Origin of the sequence: Tenacibaculum sp. 190524A05c, from assembly GCF_964036595.1 — a bacterium.
Taxonomy (GTDB): Bacteria; Bacteroidota; Bacteroidia; order Flavobacteriales; family Flavobacteriaceae; genus Polaribacter; species Polaribacter platacis.
The window spans coordinates 2,092,757-2,110,230 of the sequence record NZ_OZ038523.1 but is presented as its reverse complement, the minus strand read 5'-3'; the positions used below and the strand labels follow the sequence as shown (position 1 = coordinate 2,110,230).

General features: G+C 31.8%; 11 protein-coding genes. 5 read left to right on the top strand and 6 right to left on the bottom strand.

The features are described from left to right. The 4 genes from ABNT61_RS09145 to ABNT61_RS09130 all read right to left on the bottom strand — a co-directional run bounded on the left by ABNT61_RS09145 (position 1) and on the right by ABNT61_RS09130 (position 4,263). Positions 1-1,092, bottom strand: coding sequence for an acyltransferase family protein (locus ABNT61_RS09145; RefSeq protein WP_348742977.1), 1,092 nt, complete (start codon positions 1,090-1,092; stop codon positions 1-3). Beyond that, positions 1,093-2,394 carry a sugar MFS transporter gene (locus ABNT61_RS09140; RefSeq protein WP_348742976.1) on the bottom strand — a complete coding sequence of 434 codons (1,302 nt, stop codon included), beginning with the start codon at positions 2,392-2,394 and terminating at the stop codon, positions 1,093-1,095. Between the two features lie 106 nt (positions 2,395-2,500). Further along, positions 2,501-3,208 carry a LytTR family DNA-binding domain-containing protein gene (locus ABNT61_RS09135; RefSeq protein ID WP_348723872.1) on the bottom strand — a complete coding sequence of 236 codons (708 nt, stop codon included), beginning with the start codon at positions 3,206-3,208 and terminating at the stop codon, positions 2,501-2,503. Then, positions 3,205-4,263 (bottom strand): sensor histidine kinase, encoded by a 1,059-nt coding sequence (locus ABNT61_RS09130; RefSeq protein WP_348742975.1) that lies wholly within the window; start codon positions 4,261-4,263, stop codon positions 3,205-3,207. The genes ABNT61_RS09135 and ABNT61_RS09130 overlap by 4 nt, the downstream gene beginning before the upstream one ends. A gap of 206 nt (positions 4,264-4,469) precedes the next feature. Here ABNT61_RS09130 and ABNT61_RS09125 point away from each other — a divergent pair, with 206 nt between their 5' ends. The 5 genes from ABNT61_RS09125 (at position 4,470) to ABNT61_RS09105 (ending at position 14,199) form a co-directional block, all read left to right on the top strand. Then, a complete protein-coding gene (locus ABNT61_RS09125) occupies positions 4,470-7,544 on the top strand; it encodes a SusC/RagA family TonB-linked outer membrane protein (protein WP_348742974.1) in 3,075 nt (1,024 codons plus the stop codon). Between the two features lie 17 nt (positions 7,545-7,561). Further along, positions 7,562-9,139 (top strand): SusD/RagB family nutrient-binding outer membrane lipoprotein, encoded by a 1,578-nt coding sequence (locus ABNT61_RS09120; RefSeq protein WP_348742973.1) that lies wholly within the window; start codon positions 7,562-7,564, stop codon positions 9,137-9,139. Between the two features lie 151 nt (positions 9,140-9,290). Beyond that, the gene (gene nagB, locus ABNT61_RS09115; RefSeq protein ID WP_348742972.1) at positions 9,291-11,225 is read left to right on the top strand and encodes a glucosamine-6-phosphate deaminase; all 1,935 of its coding nucleotides are present in this window, start codon (positions 9,291-9,293) and stop codon (positions 11,223-11,225) included. 3 nt (positions 11,226-11,228) lie between these two features. Continuing rightward, positions 11,229-13,286, top strand: coding sequence for a beta-N-acetylhexosaminidase (locus ABNT61_RS09110; RefSeq protein WP_348742971.1), 2,058 nt, complete (start codon positions 11,229-11,231; stop codon positions 13,284-13,286). A gap of 25 nt (positions 13,287-13,311) precedes the next feature. After that, complete coding sequence (locus ABNT61_RS09105; RefSeq protein WP_348742970.1) at positions 13,312-14,199, top strand: N-acetylglucosamine kinase; 888 nt, start codon at positions 13,312-13,314, stop codon at positions 14,197-14,199. 40 nt (positions 14,200-14,239) lie between these two features. On the opposite strand, the gene ABNT61_RS09100 is transcribed toward ABNT61_RS09105, so the two are convergent. Both ABNT61_RS09100 and ABNT61_RS09095 read right to left on the bottom strand, forming a co-directional pair. After that, a complete protein-coding gene (locus tag ABNT61_RS09100) occupies positions 14,240-15,061 on the bottom strand; it encodes a DUF4249 domain-containing protein (protein WP_348742969.1) in 822 nt (273 codons plus the stop codon). Positions 15,062-15,065: 4 nt separating this feature from the next. Next, positions 15,066-17,435 (bottom strand): TonB-dependent receptor, encoded by a 2,370-nt coding sequence (locus ABNT61_RS09095; protein WP_348742968.1) that lies wholly within the window; start codon positions 17,433-17,435, stop codon positions 15,066-15,068. Positions 17,436-17,474: the final 39 nt, after the last annotated feature.

Here is a 17,474-nt window from a genome sequence, read left to right as displayed (position 1 = left end):
TTAAACTTTGAAAAATATTTTCCTCTTAAATAGAATATAACTTAGAGATAGATAGAAGAACAATACAGTTAACGCGTAACACAACGAAGCAAGATTACCATTATCAATAATGTTGTTATAGGAGTAGTTATATAAAAAACTATGAACGTTTTCTTGTTCGTTAATCTTCACTAAGTAGAATGCTTTAGAAATAAAAGAGGATAAAAAATAAATACCAATGGCATTCATTCCTACATACGTAAATATTGTTCCGTAAGATTTTTGTTTTACATCGCACAAATAGTAAATAATAAGTACAAATAATGAAGCCCAACCTGAGGTAACCAAAACAAAACTGCTTGTCCATAAAGATTTGTTGATCGGGAAAAAGCTGTTCCAAATATATCCCAAAGCTAAAAAGGAAAGACTATAAATACATAATAGTTTAAGTAACTTCTGTTTGTTATGTATCTTAAGAACTTCTCCGATAAATATTCCCATTAAACAGCTGACAATAGTCGGAATTGTACTTAAAATTCCTTCTGGATCATAGTCTGGTTTCCATAAATGATTCCCCAGTAATTTTACATCAATATAATTAGCCCAGTTATTGGGAACTCTATCAAAACTTGGAAGTAAACCGTTAGGTAATGGAACTACTCCCAATAATAGATTGTACGTAACTAAAATCAGTACCGAAATTATGACTAAAGCTTTTTTACTAAAATTGATATACAATATAGAAGTAATGAAAAAAACAATTCCGATTCGTTGTAAAACACCCGGAATTCTAACTGTTGTATAGCTTTCGAAAAAAGGATAATTAGGGATAAACCAGTTTAAGAATAATCCTAGTCCGAATAATTTTAAACTTCGGATGAGTATTTTACGATAAATTTCTTTCGATGGTTTTTTATTGTTGTAAGCTAATGATATAGAAACACCAACTATAAAAATGAAAAATGGAAATATCAAATCCGTAGGCGTTAATCCATGCCATTCTGCATGTAAAAGAGGTTGGTAAACTGTTGACCAATCTCCTGGATTATTAACCAAAATCATGGCTGCAACGGTGAGCCCTCTAAAAACATCTATGGATTGTATTCTATTCATTTATGATTGTTTATTGCCTAATTTGTGTCCGTATGTAGCATAATATAAGATAATTACATAACAAGGGATTAAAATCCAATATCCGTTTGTTGATGCTTCTGCCAAAGCATTAGCCTCATTCATTCCACTTGTAATTAAATCTTCTTTAGTGCTATCAACCAATCTACCATATAATGGAGGAATAATTGCACCTCCAGCAATGGCCATTACTAACAAAGCAGAAGCTGTTTTTGTAAATTTACCTAAGCCTTTTAGAGATAAAGGCCAAATTGCTGGCCAAACCAAAGCATTTGCAATTCCTAAGGCAGCTACAAATAAAATCGATGTAAAACCAGAAGTGTTTATAATGCAAATCGTGAAAATAATTCCAAGAATAGCACTTATTTTTAACGCCAATCCTTGACTAATATATTTTGGAATTAATATCGCTCCTAAAGCATAAGTTATAATCATGGCGGTAAGCGTAAAAGTGGTGAAAAACTTTGCTTCTGTTACAGAAATCCCTAAAGAAATCCCATAAGCAATAATAGTATCTCCAGCAATAACTTCAGCACCAACGTAAACAAATAATGCTAATACACCTAGCCACAAATGAGGGAATTGAAAAATTGAAGTTTTGTTAGTGTTCTCTGTTGCTTTATCTGAACTTTCAACGGTATCAATATTTGGTAAAGGACTCCAACGAATTAGAATACCAAGCACAAATAAAATAATAGCCATTATTATATAAGGCATAATAATGTTGCCAGCCATTATATTTAATAGTTCTGTTTTTTCTGAATCGCTTACTGTAGATAACTTTACAACGACACTATCAATTTCAGATAATAGTAAAGAACCAAAAATTAAAGAACCAAGAGCTCCAGCTATTTTATTTGAGATCCCCATAATAGCAATTCGTTTTGCACCACTTTCAATAGGACCTAAAATAGTAACATACGGATTTGCCGCAGTTTGTAAAATTGCCATTCCTGTTCCTTGTATAAAAATTCCAAGAAGAAATAACCAATATGTTCTGGTATTTGCGGCAGGAATAAATAATAAAGCACCAACAGCCATTATAATTAATCCCACAGACATGCTTTTTTTATATCCAGTTTTTTTAATTAAAAAGGATGCAGGTAAGGCCATTATTACAAATGAGATATAAGATGCAGAAGCAACTAGATATGATTGTGCTTCTGTTAGTTCGTTTATGGTTTTCATGAATGGAATTAATGCTCCATTTATCCAGGTTACAAAACCGAATATGAAGAATAATCCAATAATAATTAAGATTGCTGTTTGATAGTTTTTATTCATCTAGATTCATCCTTTATGGATATAATACTAGAAACTATCTCAGAAGAAGAAAAATAAAATCTACATACGACATAATTTAAACGACCAAGAATAGATTTTAAGCGAATTACTCTCTATTTAGGATAATATGTCTGGTTAAACTAACATATTTACGACCAATATTAATCTTCTTGTTTCCAATTTCTACCAGATTTCCTTCTACAGAATCTACTTTGTCTAAAGAAATTGTATAGGATCTGTGAATACGAAGAAACTTTTTACTCGGAAGTTCTTCCGTGATACTGGTTAATGATTTATGTACAAGAAAACTGTTATCAACAGTAAAAACCTTTATGTAATCTTTTAAACTCTCTATATAAAGGATATCCTGATATTTTATTTTTACTAATTTTTTATCAACTTTTAAAAAAATAAAGGTCTCCGGTTCCGATTGTGCTTGCTGTGCGTTTTGTCTTAAATAAATCTGCTGATTTAATTTATTGATAGATTTCATAAACCTATTGAATGGAATAGGTTTTACTAAATAATCTAAAACATCCAACTCAAAACTATCCACGGCATATTCTCTGTATGCAGTTGTAATGATTACATATGACGAAATAGGAATACTTCTAAGAAAAGCCAAGCCATTCATTTTAGACATGTTAATATCTAAGAAAATAACATCTACTTCATTATTCTCAATCATTGGTAATGCATCAACTGGATTGTTGAATTTTCCAATAAGCGAAAAGTTTTTGAACTCTTTTAAGTGATTTTCAATTACCCTTATTGCTAAAGGTTCGTCGTCAATTATAATACAGTTTAAATTCATTTTAATTCGTCCTGATTTAAAATAAGTAGCTCTACTTTAAATTTAGCCTTATCCTTTATAATATTTAAATTATAATTTTCTCCATACAATAAATCCAACCTTCTTTTCACGTTGTTGTTTCCAACACCATTCAATTTTTTTTCTGGTGTGAAACATACATAATTATTTTCTACAGAGAAAAAGATAGCTCCATCTTTTTTTCTTTTAATATAAATATGGATATAAAAATCTCCATCTTTTTTACCATGTTTAAAACTATTTTCAATAAAAGATAACAACACCAAAGGAGGGATTTCTGCGTTTTCTAAATCTCCTTTGATCTCAAGTTGAATATCAACACTATTAGAATGACGTATTTTCTGTAAATCAATATAGTCTTGAACCAGATTAACTTCTTTTGAAAGCTTTACTTTGTTTTCTTTTGCTTCATAAATAACATATTCCATTATGTTAGATAGTTTCAAAACAACTTTTGGAGCTTCATCTGATTTATCTAAGGTTAAAGAGTATAAACTATTCAAAGTATTAAAGAAAAAATGAGGCTGAATTTGCATTCGCAAGAACTTCAATTCTGTTTGTAAATTCACTTTAGAAAGTTCTTCTACATATTTTCGTTGATTGATCCAGACAACTGTTAATTTAATAGTGGTGACCAATGCGACAACATATAACTCACCAATAATTACAGCAACAATATGATTAAACGTGAAAGCCTTTTGATTACCCGAAGCTTCTGGCCATATATTTTCGGTTACTAAAAAATAAATTAGACCAGTTCGAATTATATAAACTAAACCCAAAGAAAGAAACAAACAAAGTATATAGGTTTTGTATTGTTTTTTTACCAAGAACTTTGGGATGAAATAATAAATATTTATGTACACTAAAACGATGTGTATTGGGAACTCAACAAGATTTGATTTGAGTGAATAGATATAATCATCAAAATAACTTCCCCATCTAATAATATTAAAAGTAAAGTAACAACTCCAAAACAAAAGATGGTATTTCAAAGGAATTGATTTATAATTTTCTTTATTGAAATTTAAACTCATTAATCGCTGTTATTATTAAATTACCGTTGATAAAATTATAGTATTTCTGTTATTTTTTTTTTAAAAAAGCAATATATCTGTCTTAATTATTTCTTATCTGTAAAATAATGTAGTTCGTTCCTTATTTGAAGTCATTCAGATATTTTTTTTTCTACAAACAGGACAATACCATAGTTTTATCTGAACTATTTCAAATCTTTTTACATATGAAAAAAATACTATTACTTCTATGTTTTTCTTTGATGTCTTTTTGGGGGGCAATAGCTCAAACTAAAATATCAGGTAAGGTAACATCTAAAAGTGATGGAGAACCATTACCCGGAGTAAACGTAGTAATTAAAGGAACAAATAAAGGCGTAGAAACCGATTTTGACGGTCAATATACTATTGAAGCAAAATCTGGAGACATTTTAGAATTTTCATTTATTGGAATGGAAACTTTTAGTGTTACCGTAGGAAATAATAACGTTATCAATGTCGTATTACAAGAAGGTAATGTACTTGATGAAGTTGTTGTAACTGCCTTGGGAATTAAAAAAGAGAAAAAAGCATTAACATACTCTGCTCAAGAAGTTAGCGGAGATGAACTAACAAAAGTAAAGCAAACCAATCCTCTAAACAGTTTATCTGGTAAATCAGCAGGTATTACTGTAAATAGAAGTTCATCGGGATTAGGAGGAACTGCTAAAGTTGTTTTAAGAGGAAATGCATCAACTACCAATAATGATCCGTTGTATGTAATAGACGGAATTCCAATGTTGAATCAAGGTAATGGTTCTAACGGAGCTGAACCTGGAACTGATATTTTTGGTAGTCAAACTGGTAATAGAGATGGGGGAGATGCAATGTCTTTAATCAATCCAGATGATATTGAATCTATTACAGTTTTAAAAGGTTCTTCGGCTTCGGCATTATATGGAAGTCAAGGAGCAAATGGAGTAATTTTAATTACAACTAAAAAAGGTAAAGAAGGTAAACTTTCAGTTAATGTGAATTCTAGTATAACTATGGATCAAGTAATGTCTTTACCTAAATTACAATCAGAATATCAATCGGCTTCTGTAGGTAATCCTATCGCTGAAAATGGTAGAGTTTCAGATCCAAAATCTTGGGGAACTAATGCTTCAGGATTATCGAATGATGCTGAAGGCTTTTTTAATACAGGATATACTTCTATAAATGCGGTGTCTTTAACAGCAGGTAATGCGAAAGCTCAAACGTATTTTTCTTTTGCAAACACATTAGGATCTGGTGTTATTCCACAAAACAGATTAATAAGAAATTCAATTACATTAAGAGAAACTGCAAAGTTTTTAAATGATAAAATTGATGTTTCCGCAAGTGTTAATTTATCTGATCAAACCATATGGAATAGACCAACAAACGGATTATATTCTAATCCTTTGACTGGTGTTTATTTACATCCTGTAGGTATTGATAGAAATATCTATAGAGATAAATTCGAATATTTCGATACGTCAAGAAATATTTACGATCAGTTTGCTTCTTCATTTGACGAAAACATTCAGCAAAATCCGTATTGGTTAATTAATAGAAATCCAAGTTTTGATAAAGCTCAAAGAGTATTGACAAACTTATCTGTTAAGTATCAAATCAGTGATAATTTCTCAATACAAACAAGAGGAAGTTATGATAAAACATTCTTCACTTTTGATAAACGTCAATATGCAGGTACTGACCCTGTAAACTCAGGAGATAACGGTAGGTATATTTTAGAAAAAACTGAGAATACACAACAATATATCGATCTTATCGCAAATTATTCAAAAGATTTTAGTGATGATATTAGTTTCACTGGATTACTAGGAACAAGTTTAACTAAGTTTAAAATTGGTGATAAATTATTTTTAGACTCAGGTAGAGATGGAAATGGACTTAATTTTCCGAATGTCTTTACATTGGCAAATTTTCAAAATACAAACAACATAGCACAGTCCGTAGCGAATAGAGAAGTGCAATCTATTTTTGGTTCTGCGAATATTGGCTACAAGAAAATGTTATACTTAGATGTTACGGGAAGAACGGATTGGTCTTCAACACTAGTAAATACCAATAGTACTTCTTTCTTTTATCCATCTGTTGGTTTAACCGGAATAATTTCAGAAATGTTCGAATTGCCTGAAGTTTTCAATTTTGCAAAACTTAGAGTTTCTTATGCCGAAGTTGGTAAGGATATTCCTGTATATGCAACTGTACCCTTAAATTCAATAAACTCTACAAACACAGGTATTAGTAATGCGCCTTTTGCACCAATTCCTGGTGAAACTTTAGAGCCAGAAAGACAAAAATCTTTCGAAATTGGAGCTGAATTTAGATTATTAAATAATCGTTTAGGAGTTGAGTTTACGTATTATAACACAAGAACTTTAAATCAAATTTTCTTTATACAAGCTGCACCAAATCCACAAGGATACACTCAAAATATTGTAAATGCAGGAGAAATCACAAATAAAGGTGTCGAATTAGTTATTGATGGAAAACCTATTGTAACAGATAACTTCACTTGGAACTCTACGCTAAACTTTGCACAGAATGAAAATAAAGTGGTTTCAGTACATCCTTCATTACAAAACGGAGAAGCAATTATTACAGGAAGAGGTGTAAATGGTTATGAGTTTTCTTTAATCGAAGGAGAAGATTTCGGAAGTATTAAAGCAAGGTCTTTAGTTAGAGATGAAAATGGAGTGCCAGTAATTAATAGTTCTGGAACACTACAATCAACTGATTTTACTACCGTAGCTCATGCTCAACCTGATTTTACATTAGGATGGAACAACTCTTTCAGTTATAAAGATTTTTCTTTTTCATTTTTAATTGACGGAAAGTTTGGAGGAAATGTAGTAAGTGTAACAGAAGCTGTAAATGATAAATATGGAGTTTCTCAAGCTACTGCTGATGCTCGAAATACAAATGGTGGACAAATAAATGTTGTTGATGAAAACGGAGTTGCTTCTCAAATCACAGCACAAGAATACTACAATGCAATTGGAGGTCGTGACGGAATGTTAGGTGAATATGTTTATGATGCTACAAATGTTAGTTTAAGAGAATTATCAATAGGATATAAGTTGCCAATTGAATCAGAATTCTTTGAAAGTATCAGATTATCATTAATAGCAAACAATTTGTTTTTCTTATACAAAGACGCTCCTTTCGATCCTAACATTACGGCAAGTACAGGTTTAGGACTTCAAGGTGTAGATATTTTTAATCAGCCATCAACAAGAAGTTTAGGGTTAAATGTTAATATTAATTTTTAGACAAAATGAAGAATAAAATGAAATATATAAAGCTTTTTATAATAGTAATTATTTTCAATGCTTGTACTGGAGATTTTGAAAATATAAATACAGATCCTAACGGAATATCTCAAGAGAGTTTAACTCAATTGAATAATCATATTGGTTCAAGATTTACCCCAATATTCGCAAATATTATAAGAACAGAACCTGCTTGGAATTATCAATTACAGCATGGTTTAAATGGAGATGTTTTTTCTGGATATATGACTAGTCCAACTCCATTTGCTGGAAATATAAATAATCAAACTTATGCCTTGGTTGATGGTTGGAACGCTTTTATTTGGATTGATGCTTATGATGGAAGTGGAGGAAATGGTGTAATGCCGTTTGTTAGAGAAATTAAGAATCAAGTAGCGATTTCAAATTCTGCTGGAGGTGAAAAATTCGTGTACCTAGCAAATATCATGAGAGTAATGGCAATGCACAGAGTTTCTGATGTATTCGGTCCAATTCGTTATTCTCAGTTTGATGATTTTGATACTACAGGAAAGTATGATAGCCAAGAAACGGCTTACAAAGCTTTCTTCGCTGATTTAGATCAAGCAATTGACGGTTTAAAAGAATTTGAAGGAAATGGTCAGTTTATTCCTTTTGATCAATCTCAATTAGGTGGAGATATTGCTTCTTGGAGAGCTTTTGCAAACAGTTTACGATTAAGATTAGCAATTAGAGTTTCTAATGTTGATGGGAATTTAGCTAAAACAGAAGGTGAAAAAGCGTTAGCAAGTGATGCAGGTTTTTTAACATCAGATATGGTAATCAACACACCAGGATTTAGACATCCGATCGCAACAATAAGCGGAACGTGGAATGATATCTGTATGAGTGCCGAAATGGAAGTCATTTTAAAAGGATTCAATGATGGAAGAGCCGAGAGATATTTTAATGCTCCAGCGGATGCAAGTTTAGGAGATTATAAAGGAATAAGACAAGGAATTGATATTACTTCAAAATCTCAATATGCAAGCCATTCATTAATTGGAGCTGTGGTTGATACTGAATGTAAAACTTGGATGACAGTTGCAGAAATTTATTTTTTGAAAGCTGAAGCAGGACTTAGAAATTGGGCTGGAGCCGGAGATGTAAAAACAAACTACGATAACGGAATAAGAGCTTCATTCACACAACATGGTGTTGCGAATGTAGAAACATATTTAGCAGATAATACCAGTACTCCTAACGATTTTGTTGATGCGCTAGACGCAGCAAACAATGTTGCATATGGAAGTGATGTGAAAATTGCCTTTGATAATTCTGCTACTAATGAAAGTCAATTAGAGCAAATTATTACTCAAAAATGGATCGCAATGTTTCCTGATGGTCAAGAAGCTTGGAGTGAATTCAGAAGAACTGGCTACCCAAGAATTTTCCCTGTTGTGTTAAACAATAGTGGAGGAGCTATAGATACAAATATTCAAATAAGAAGAATCAATTTCGTGAATTCTGAGGTAAACACAAATTTAGATAACGTAGAAGAAGCTAGAACCTTTTTAAATGGTTCGGATAATGGAGGAACTAGGTTATGGTGGGATACTGGCAGTAATAACTTTTAATAATTAGTAATTTTTCCATTATACTTTTGTATCACAGGTAAGGACAAGAGTGTTTGTTCTTACCTGTTTTTTATTAGTGATAATGCGTTGTTTGTCGAAAAAATTGAAGTAAGCATATTCCATAAAATAATTTTGATAAAAAATATTAGTAATGATTGTAAATGCAAAAATGGACAATACGAAAAGTTTAATTTTTAAACCTGCAGGTCAATTCGAAGAAACTCGTTTTGAGAAAATTCACAATGTTATTTTTGATGATTCTGAAGAAGCTTCAAAAATTGTTGCACTAGAAATTGCTGAGCTAATAAAACAAAAAGCTGACGAAGGTTCTATGTGCGTTTTAGGATTAGCAACAGGTTCATCCCCAATTAAAGTCTATGAAGAACTAGTTCGTTTTCATAAAGAAGATAATCTAAGTTTTTCAAATGTCATTACCTTCAATCTTGATGAATACTTTCCAATGCAACCAGATGATTTACAAAGTTACTATCATTTTATGCATGAGCATTTATTCAATCATGTAGACATTCTTCCAGAAAATATTAATATCCCAGATGGAACAATTTCTCCAGAAGATATTTACCAATATTGTATAGACTATGAATTGAAAATTAAAGCGGTAGGAGGCTTAGATTTTCAACTATTAGGAATTGGAAGAACAGGACATATTGGGTTTAATGAGCCAGGATCGCATTATAATTCGGGAACAAGAGTTATTACTCTAGATCATATTACTAGAGAAGATGCAGCTTCAGCTTTTATAGGAATAGATAATGTTCCTAAGAAAGCAATTACAATGGGAATTAATACCATTAAAAACGCAAAACGAATTGTTCTTTTGGCTTGGGGTTTGAATAAAGCGAAGGTTATTCAAAAAACAATTGAAGGCCAAGTTACATCTCAAATTCCAGCTACCTATTTACAAGATCATAAGAACGCTACTTTTATTTTAGATGAAGAATCGAGTTCTGAATTAATAAGAATAAAAACACCTTGGTTAGTTACTTCTTGTATTTGGACAGATGAGTTGAAAAAGAAAGCCGTGTTTTGGCTGAGTGAAAAGGTGAAGAAACCAATTCTAAAACTTACAGATAAGGATTATAACGAGTATGGAATGTCTGGTTTAATAGCCAAAGAAGGAAGTGCTTACGATTTAAACATTAGTATATTCAATCAATTACAACATACCATTACAGGTTGGCCAGGAGGTAAACCTAATGCTGACGATACCAATAGACCAGAAAGAGCATTCCCCCCAAAAAAGAGAGTCATAATTTTTAGTCCTCATCCAGATGATGATGTAATATCTATGGGAGGAACTTTTGACCGTTTGGTGCAACAAGGACATGACGTTCATATTGCATATCAAACATCAGGTAATATTGCTGTTACTGATGAAGATGCTCGAAAGTTTGCTGAAACGGCTCTTACATTAACTTCAGATACTAAAAAGATTGAAGGAATGTTAAAAGATATCCAAAGCAAAACTTCAAATACAATAGATTCTAAGGAAGTTAGATCTTTAAAAGGAACAATACGAAGAACAGAATCTTTAGCAGCTACAAGATATTTAGAAGTTCCAGATACTAATGTTCATTTCTTAAATCTTCCGTTTTATGAAACAGGAACAGTTAAGAAAAATAATCTTTCTGAAGAAGATATAGACATCATGTGCAGTTTGATTGAAGAAATTAAACCTCACCAAATTTATGCGGCTGGTGATTTAGCAGATCCACATGGAACGCATAAAGTATGTTTAGACGCTTTGTTTATGGCTTTGGAAAGAATGAAGTATGAAGATGCTATTAAAGATTGTTGGGTATGGTTATATAGAGGCGCTTGGTTCGAGTGGGATTCTCATGAAATCGATATGGCAGTACCAATGAGTCCAGATCAAGTAATTAAAAAACGTAACGCGATTTTCTTCCACCAATCTCAAAAAGATAAGGTAATGTTTAGAGGTGATGATTCAAGAGAATTTTGGGTTAGAGCTGAGGATAGAAACAGACTTACAGCCAAAAAGTACCATCAATTAGGAATGGCAGATTATGCCGCAATCGAAGCGTTTAAACGATATTATTTTTAAGTAATGAAAGTATTTTCAATTTTTATATTCTCTCTTTTCTTTTTTACCATTGCTGTTAAACCGTGTTTTTCACAAGAAAAATTAAGTGATCAGTTAAATTTAATGCCTTGGCCAAAAGAGATAAAATCTAATAAAGCTAAAACCATATTAGATAGAGATTTTACAATTAGCATGAATAGAAAAGGAAGCAGAGTGTATAAAGCTGCAACAAAATTCCTTAGAAATTTAGCCAACAAAACTGGTGTTTTTATAGATGAAGGATTTCCTTTTTATAATAGAGAAAAGACGACTTTAAGTTTAGTTTTTAAAGAGGAAGCGAGTTTATCTTTTAATACAGATGAGTCTTATGAACTAGTTGTAAATAATAATAAAATTGAAATTACTGCACTAACAGATGTTGGAATTGTTAGAGGTTTATCTACACTATTACAATTAATTAAAAGTGACGGGAGTAACTTTGTTTTTGAAGGGTTTTATATAAAAGATGCTCCTCGATTTAAATGGCGAGGCTTAATGATAGATGTGTCTCGTCATTTTCAACCTGTTGACTTGATTAAACGAAATTTAGATGCAATGGCTTTCGTGAAAATGAATGTTTTTCATTGGCATTTATCAGATGATCAAGGTTTTAGAATCGAGTCAAAAATATATCCCAAACTGCATGAATTAGGTTCGGATGGAGAGTATTATACTCAAGAGCAGATTAAAGATGTAGTGGCGTATGCAAACAATCTTGGGATTCGAGTTATCCCAGAAATTGATGTTCCAGGACATGCAGCAGCAATTTTAACTGCTTATCCTGAATTAGGTAGTGACGAAAATTTCGATAATAAAATAGTTAGATATTCAGGAGTTTTTGATCCTACATTAAATCCTACTAAACCCGAAGTTTATACGTTTTTAGACAATCTGTTTAAAGAAGTAGCTCCTTTATTTCCGGATGAATACTTTCATATTGGTGGAGACGAGAATGAAGGCAAGCACTGGGATGCAAACTCAAAAATACAGGAGTTTAAAAAGAAAAATGGATTAAAAACTAACCATGACCTTCAAACGTATTTCAATATAAAGCTCGAGAAAATCTTAAGAAAATATGGGAAAAAGCTTGTTGGTTGGGATGAAATCAGAACTCCAAGTATGCCAAAAAGTGCCATAATTCATTCTTGGAGAGGAAAGAACGAAGGTTTTGAAAACGGAACATTAATTCCTGCGCTTAAAAACGGTTATCACGCAATTTTATCTAACGATTATTATATCGATAGAATGTTATCTGTTGATCATTATTACAAATGTGATCCAATTGCAAATGCTGACTTAACAACAGCCGAAGAAAGTAGAGTTCTTGGAGGTGAAGTTACAATGTGGAGCGAATTGGTTACTCCATTAACTATAGATAGTCGCATATGGCCAAGAACAGCGGCTATTGCAGAAAGGTTTTGGTCACCAAAGCATATTACTAACATTGAGAATATGAGAAAACGACTAAAATATGTAAATCACGAATTGGAAAGAATCGGTTTAACTCATATTAGAAATATCGATGTGATCCTAAGAAACGTTTCCAATAATCAAGATATTTCATCTTTAAAAATTCTAGCAGGAATTTCAGAACCTTTGAAAATTTATAACAGAAATGAAGGAGGAACAGAATATAAAACCTTTTCGCCTTTCACGTTATTCGCGGATGCTTGTTCAGCTGATGCTCCCGATGCTTATGAATTTAAGAAAGCTGTAAGTGCGTATACCTTAGATGGGAATTTAAAGAATAAAGAGAATGTTTTATCATTTCTGAATAGTTGGGAAACTGGGTATTCAGAGTTTAGAAAACTAGAGAGATCACCAAATTTAGTTGGATTAGAGTTACATTATCAAAAATTAGCTGAAGTATCTCATCAAATTAAGATTGCCATTAAAAGTGAGAAATTTTCTAAGAAAGATAGAGATAGCGTAATTGATTTGTTAGAAGAGCTTTCAACACCATTTGTAGATGTAGAGATTGTAATAATTGATACTTTAAAAGAACTCTCTACATGTTTGAATCAACGATTTGATTTAAAATAATAGTATTGATTTAAAAAAATGAGGAATGATTTTAATTGCAGATAGTGGGTCTTCAAAATGCGATTGGGTATTATATGATAATATTACCAATGATCTTTCAAGAACAAGAACTAAAGGTTTAAACCCGAATATATTATCAGGAGAGAAAATAGCGAAGTTACTTTGTAAGAATAAAGAGTTGTCTTCCATAAGAAAAATAGTAGAAAAGGTATATTTCTATGGAGCAGGATGCGGAACTAATAAGAGCCAAGAAAAAGTAAAAGAAGTTCTAAATACACATTTTTCAAATGCAATAACCGTCACTGTTAAAGAAGATTTAATGGCTGCGGTTTTAGCAACTACAAATGAACCTGCTATTATAGCTATTTTAGGAACTGGATCGAATTGTTGCTATTATGATGGAAAAACCATACAAACAAAAATTCCATCATTGGGTTATGTTATAATGGATGAAGCAAGCGGAAATTACTTTGGTAAAGAGTTACTAAGAAGTTATTATTACAATCAATTACCGTTTGATTTGAGGGTTTCTTTAGAGCAATCATTTAAGTTGGAACCTCAGAAAGTTTTAGATAAAATTTATAATTCAAAATACCCCAACAAATATTTAGCAAGTTTTGCAAGGTTTTTAATCTTGAATGTAGAACATCCTTTTGTTATTGAAATGCTCAGAAAAGGGATTATAGCTTTCATACAAAATCACATTTTAACGTATTCAAATGAGTTTAAAAATGCACCTATTCATTTTGTAGGATCAATAGCGTACCATACGCAATCGCTGATTAAGGAGGAGCTAGAGAAATTTGGTTTAAAAGCTGAAAGTTTTGTTCGCAGACCAGTTGAAAGCTTAATAGAGAATATAGTAGAAATAGAGAATTCTATAGAAAATAAAAGCAAGCGAATTACTATGTAAAGTAAAGGCTTGCTTTTAAAAGGGTCTAAAATGTGTATTCTTATTGAATTGTATAGCTCGTTCTTCCAAACTGACTCAAACGAAAATATCCTAATACTTCTTCATTCGGGTCATTAATATTTATACAATTTCCTTTTAACTGTGCTGGTGTGGTTTGAAATGGTCCACCGCCACCTTGAGTTCCTGATTGTCGAATTAATTCTTCAATATAAAAATAGAAACGTTCTGAGATTCCATAAACTTTAATATCAACTTCGGTCCCTGGAACATTAAGTTCATCAAAGTGCAAAACAAAAGCCTCGTTTCCATTCACAAATTCATCTCGAATAGAAGATAAAGCTGGAACGGCTAAGTTTGCTTGAACAAATTCGCCTAAATAATAATTTTCTTCATCTGCTGGATCATCAAATAACACACGCACACGAAATTCTCCTTCATTAAATCCTTCTTCTTGAGTTACACTATTAATTTGAGTAAAACCGACTAAAGTCTCACTAGCAGTATAGGTTTGTCCGTTATAAACGATGTTTAAAGTGTAATCGGCCCCAATTTCAGGAACAAAACTATTTGTTGTATAGTTACCGTTATTTTGATCAGTAAACACAAATTGTGAACCATCATTTTCTTTGGTTACGATAACTGTAGCACCTGTTGCTGGTACATTAGGATTATTGTCAAAATAGGCCGTTGAAGTACTTAGTTTAATGGTCTGTTCATTTCCAACTGTTCCTTTTTCCCAATTAATAGAAGCTTCGATTACTAATCTTGCGCCACCATTAGGAACATCAACGTCAACAATATCTGTACAAGATGAAAAAATTGTACTGATTGCGATACAAAGAGTGAATATTAATTTTTTCATTTTTTTAAAATTTAAAGTTATAAGTGATAGAAGGAGTTATTCCGAAAATAGAAGTTCTTTCAGCTTCGTTTATTCCAGTTTCATCGTTAACACCAAATCGAATTGATGCAGCGTTTCTTCTTGAGTATAAGTTGTAAATACCAAATACCCATTCGGCTTGCCATTTTCTGTTTTTATTTTTTCTAGGCGTTAAAGTAGCCGAAACATCTAAGCGGTTATACGAAGGTAATCTATCTGCATTTCTCGTAGAATAGGTAGGAATTGATAATCCATTATATTGAAATTGTCCGTTTGGATAGGTAACTGGTCGTCCTGTTTGAAAAACAAAATTTGCGTTAAACGTCCATTTTTCATTTAGTTTGTAATTACCTGTAACGGATAAATCATGAGTTCTATCAAAAGGAGTATTGTACCAATCACCATTATTTAAACCAGGTCCGCCAGCTGCTCCGCCAGGTGTTCTTTGTTCAGATTTTGATAAGGTATACGCAATCCAACCGGTTAAATCTCCTTTATTTTTTCTAAGTAAAAATTCTAAACCGTAAGCTCTAGCTTCACCATTTAAAATTTCCGTTTCTATTGTGTTTTGAGCAATTAGTTCAGCACCGTTAATGTAATCTACACGATTATCTACGGTTTTATAATATGCTTCTGTTTCAATAGAATACATATTGTTTTTGAAATTTTTAAAGTATCCAACTGCATATTGATCTGCAATTTGAGGTTTTAAAAACTCACCACTTGGTGCCCAAATATCTAATGGAGTAGCTGATGTTGTATTTGAAATTAAATGTAAGTATTGCGCCATTCTATTATAACTTGTTTTAATAGATGACTTTTCATTTAATTGATATGATAATGCGAATCTCGGTTCGAAGTTGTCAAAACTTGCGATACTTTCTTTATCACCATAATTTACTTCACCTGTTGGTACAGCACGTTCGTAAATACCTAATGTAGAATTATAAACTACTGGTAAATCATTAGCATACGTGTTTAAGGTTTGACTACCGAAACGATTAAAATAACTGTATCGTAAACCATACATTGCTGTTATATTATTTGATATTTTGTGTTCCAAACTAGCATAAATTCCAGTTTCAGTGGCGAATTTCTTGTCAAGAAAATCCTCGTTAATTGAAGACTCTGGAGTTAACGGACGAATTTCACCTGGATTGAATTTGTAATAAATTCCACTTACACCAAAATCAAATTTTAGTTTGTCATTTAAGTAATAATCAACATCGTATTTTAAGTTGTAGTTATCAATTCTAGATAACCAATCTAATCCAACAAATTCAAGTTGTAAATCATAATTATATCGACTGTAAATAGCAGATAGGTTCGAGAATAACTTATCATTAAAAATATGATTCCATCTTAAGTTGGCAGATAAGTTTCCATAAGAATTAAAGAAAGAATTGGTAAAGTTTACATCGTCATTTCCAAAATAAGCAGATAAATACAAACGGTTTTTATCATTAATTTGATAGTTTGTTTTTAAATTTAAATCGTAAAACCCAACTCTATTTTCATTATCAGCAAGAGCTAAAAATATGTTAGCATATGAAGCTCTACCTGCAACTAGAAACGAACCTTTATCTCCAAATAGAGGAGCTTCAGCGGTCAATCTACTTGAGATTAATCCGATTCCACCAGTTAGTTTGAATTCTTTATTGTTACCATCCTTTTGACGTACATCAAGAACAGAAGAAACTCTACCTCCAAATCTCGCAGGAATTCCTCCTTTATATAATTTTACATCTTTAATAGCGTCATTATTAAATACAGAGAAAAAACCAAATAAGTGCGATGCATTATAAATAATTGCTTCGTCTAAAAGAATTAAATTCTGATCTTCTGCACCACCACGTACATTAAACCCAGAAGCTCCTTCACCGGCGTTGGTAACTCCAGGAAGTAATTGGATAGATTTAATAACATCTACTTCTCCTAAAACTACTGGGATCTGTTTAATGGTTTGTGAGTTAATTTTTGTCACACTCATTTGTGGACTTCGTAGATCGACTTTTTTACTTTCTTCTGAAGTAATAACAACTTCATCTAAAACATTGGTATCTTCTGTTAAGTCTGCATTGAACTTTATATTTTCATTGAGTTCAATTTCTTTTTCAATAGGAGAGTACCCAACATAAGAAACACTTAAAGTATATGTTCCTTTAGGAGCTGTAAGTGAGTAAAATCCGTATTCATTAGTTGTAGTTCCTAAGCTCGTGCCTTTTAAAAATACAGTAGCTCCGAATAAGGTTTCACCATTTGCTTTGTCTTTTAATGTACCACTAATTGTAAACTTACTTTGGGCGAAACCCATTAATGGAATTAAAAGCAAAATGATGATTGTTTGAATTCTCATAATTAATTCTTGCTTTTATTTATTTATCACGCTTTAAGA

Excerpts from the sequence above, each read along its gene's own strand:
- ABNT61_RS09145 (WP_348742977.1), bottom strand. The coding sequence starts at position 1,092 with ATGAATAGAATACAATCCATAGATGTTTTTAGAGGGCTCACCGTTGCA.
- ABNT61_RS09140 (WP_348742976.1), bottom strand. The coding sequence starts at position 2,394 with ATGAATAAAAACTATCAAACAGCAATCTTAATTATTATTGGATTATTC.
- ABNT61_RS09135 (WP_348723872.1), bottom strand. The coding sequence starts at position 3,208 with ATGAATTTAAACTGTATTATAATTGACGACGAACCTTTAGCAATAAGG.
- ABNT61_RS09130 (WP_348742975.1), bottom strand. The coding sequence starts at position 4,263 with ATGAGTTTAAATTTCAATAAAGAAAATTATAAATCAATTCCTTTGAAA.
- ABNT61_RS09125 (WP_348742974.1), top strand. The coding sequence starts at position 4,470 with ATGAAAAAAATACTATTACTTCTATGTTTTTCTTTGATGTCTTTTTGG.
- ABNT61_RS09120 (WP_348742973.1), top strand. The coding sequence starts at position 7,562 with ATGAAATATATAAAGCTTTTTATAATAGTAATTATTTTCAATGCTTGT.
- nagB (WP_348742972.1), top strand. The coding sequence starts at position 9,291 with ATGATTGTAAATGCAAAAATGGACAATACGAAAAGTTTAATTTTTAAA.
- ABNT61_RS09110 (WP_348742971.1), top strand. The coding sequence starts at position 11,229 with ATGAAAGTATTTTCAATTTTTATATTCTCTCTTTTCTTTTTTACCATT.
- ABNT61_RS09105 (WP_348742970.1), top strand. The coding sequence starts at position 13,312 with ATGATTTTAATTGCAGATAGTGGGTCTTCAAAATGCGATTGGGTATTA.
- ABNT61_RS09100 (WP_348742969.1), bottom strand. The coding sequence starts at position 15,061 with ATGAAAAAATTAATATTCACTCTTTGTATCGCAATCAGTACAATTTTT.
- ABNT61_RS09095 (WP_348742968.1), bottom strand. The coding sequence starts at position 17,435 with ATGAGAATTCAAACAATCATCATTTTGCTTTTAATTCCATTAATGGGT.